Origin of the sequence: Actinomadura sp. SCN-SB (genome assembly GCF_043906805.1) — a bacterium.
GTDB lineage: Bacteria > Actinomycetota > Actinomycetes > Streptosporangiales > Streptosporangiaceae > Spirillospora.
Map to the genome: position 1 here is coordinate 1 of NZ_JBIMPP010000144.1, position 2,973 is coordinate 2,973.

General features: G+C 60.6%; 2 protein-coding genes. One reads left to right on the forward strand and one right to left on the reverse strand.

Translation table 11 applies throughout. The features are described 5' to 3' along the window. Positions 1-1,493: serine/threonine-protein kinase (locus tag ACGWYJ_RS38690; RefSeq protein ID WP_395111657.1), on the reverse strand; the 1,493-nt coding region annotated here is incomplete at its 3' end. Between the two features lie 1,092 nt (positions 1,494-2,585). Here ACGWYJ_RS38690 and ACGWYJ_RS38695 point away from each other — a divergent pair. Then, on the forward strand, positions 2,586-2,900 hold the full coding sequence (locus tag ACGWYJ_RS38695) for a hypothetical protein (RefSeq protein ID WP_395111659.1): 315 nt from the start codon (positions 2,586-2,588) through the stop codon (positions 2,898-2,900). Positions 2,901-2,973 lie beyond the last annotated feature (73 nt).

Below are 2,973 nucleotides of genomic sequence, written 5' to 3' on the forward strand. Positions count from 1 at the left end.
GCAAGAAGGGACTGCGGAGAGTAGGGCTTCGATGTCTCATTTATTACAGTGAGAGTGAACATAAAATAGTGTTTTGCCCTAGCCTGTATGGAGGCAGTTGTCGTCGGAGTAATCGACTTTGGTTTGCCGACTTCGACTATCAGTCCATTTGGAAAAGTGTGAGCTGAACCGAACCTTAAAATACCACGCCTGTCATTCGTGCTTCTCGGGGCAGGCTGGGTCCCACTGCCAGGGCTTCCGGTTCTACTAGCCTTGAGTTGGGGGCTTGCATCGACACCTTGCTTAGGAGTAGCAATGTGGGGCTGCTGGTCCTCGCCAGCGGAATCGATAATTAGAACTAACGAAAGGGCCACGGCCGAGGCGCTGGCTATGGCCGCTATAAGAAGGCGTGGCCGAAGGCCCACGAACACTGGAACCCGATGTTTTTCCAAAGGGCTCTCTCGCGAGTGCCGAGCCGTCGAAGTTGGCTCTCGTGCCGCGGGGTCTGGGCCTGTGAGACCCGGGAAAGACTCAGAAGCGGCAGGAGATGACATCAATGGGGACATAAGGTCGTGCAAGCACCTGAATACATCGGTGGTGTGGTCGGGGCGCCGACTCGGCTCCTTCTCCAGGAGCTCCATCACTAGATGATCCAGCGCCTCGGGGATGCCTGGCCGTATTTCACTAGGTGGGGTAGGTGCTAGGTTGAGATGTTGCCCCATCAACGCCGGTACAGATGGGCCAGGGAAAGGGGGTCGCCCAGTCAGCATGGCATAGAGAATGCCACCAAAGGCGTAGAGGTCAGTACGGTGATCGACTGGCTTCCCGAGCCATTGTTCAGGGGCCATGAACGTTGGAGTACCAGCCACCCGGCTACCTAAGGTATGGGTGGCTGAGGCGTCAGCAATGTGGGCTATTCCGAAGTCGCAAACCTTAACCTCGTCCCCGCCCAGAAGCATGACATTTGCCGGCTTTAGATCCCGGTGTACGATGGCGTTTTCCGCGGCAGCGCCTAAGCCATTAATGATCTGTGCACCCAGGGCGAGAGCCCGAGTAATGGTGAGCCCTTCTGGATGTTTGGCGATCTCCTCAGCCAAAGTCGAGCCCTCCAGGAACTCCATTACCAAATACCACTGACCGCTGTACTCCCCGAAGTCGTCCACAGCGGTGATATTTGGATGGCTGAGGCGCGCGGCGATTCGCGCCTCTTGTCGGAATTTACTCAGCCACACTGGGCTAGTCGCCGCAACTTCGGGGTGCAGCACCTTGACTGCAACCAGGCGGTCCCGCAGCAGGTCGGTCGCCCGCCACACCCTTCCGAAGCCTCCGCCACCGAGAACACGCTCTAGCCGATAGCGTCCAGCAATCTCCAAGCCAGGTTCCACCCGGACCCCTTCCACATCATCGCCCCTAGAGGCAGAACATCCGACACCGGAGCAGATGTCCCGGCCAACCGTACCGAAGACGTTGGTGATAGGCGGAACCGGAGCGTTGCGTGTTGAAGGGGTTTTCACTGCCTCCCCGCCCGACCCCTATGAGGTGGCGGGACCGTGCAGAGTCAATCCGGCAGTGAGCAGCAGGTCATGAGGACTTACACCGATGCGCATGGCGGTCAGGCCCCCCCTCTCGCGTAGATCGTCACCGTGCTGACCGGTCCGCTGAGGACCTGTCACTGCAGCGGGCGGCGCAGGTGTGGTGTGGACGCCCTGTAGCTTGAAAGGCGGCAGTCACGCTGGTCACGGTCATCTGCCGAACTCCAGCGGTCTGCCACAGGCCCTGGCTCGCCGCGTCCGGGCCCCCGGCCTTTCGCCCCGGTCTACGGGCGTTCCAGCAGCCCCTGAAGTGGGTGGGCACCGGGTTTCATGCAGTGTCGGAAGATATGTGGCTTGGTAGTCGGTGGGGAAAGAGGTGGCCCAGGGCAGAGTGTCTGCGGTGGCGGTGAGCCACGGCACAACAGATCGGTGTCTCGAACGGTTTGCCGCTGTCGCAGGCAGGCCGTCCGGGGTGGCTGCGTTGTCAGCACCCGGCAACCCCGCCAGGCGTATCAACCAGATCAATCGCTTGTGGTTGATCGGCCGCCTGCAGGCCCGCATCGGGGTATGGATGCGGCGGTATCCGTGGGTACCGTGCGAGTTAGCATGCGCCTACCGGATGTACACCTGGTGAGTTGCCTGGCTGGTCTGCTGGGCAGTATGACCGGCCGGTGGCGGGCCAGCGAGGCACAGCGGCCCGAATGGGAAAGGTCCAGCGCCCGGCGCCGCCGCTGCCCGCCGAAGTGGGCCTTCCTCGATGACGATGAGGCGGTGGCGACTCACTACGCCATCTCCGTGGCGAAGAAGGCCGCGGCCTTCAGGATCTCCTCTCCAGCCGCAGATCGGCGTTCTCCAGCCGCTTGAGTTCGGACCTCCTCGGCAGTTGCCCTGGCCGCGCGCCGGCGTCGGCCTCGGCTTGCGCACCGTCTCAGCATGGATGATGTCAATTCCCCGCACCAGACGGTGGTGGGCAAGCAGTTGGTGCCTGGTGGCGGCGAGGTGATCGGACAGTGTCTGGTAGTTGCAGTGGGATAATGACACTGACATGTTCCTTCTGCGGCTACGCGCCGTCGGATGCTCGCGATGGCAACGACGGCCAACGGGCAGAGTAAACGGGATGGAGAGGTTTGGATGCGCCTTACAAAAAGCGTGTGCCAGCAACTACTGGATCAAAACGAGGGCTTCGAGATCGAAACTCGCTACAGCGGCAGGAACTTCAGGGAAAATAGGAAGTATTCGATCTCGGGTGGCAAGCTATATATCCGCACGATGGGCAAGACGTCATGGGCGGACAGCCGTTTCGAAGAAAACGATGTGGCCGACGACGATCAAACCCGAAGGTTCCTTAGGAAGTTTTTGAACGTCTTGAACACCGACGGGATCGAGTGATCCTTCTCTGAGCGGAACGGCCTACGCAAACTGACCCAATCCGTCGGATCGCCCCAGCCGGACTCGTGGACCC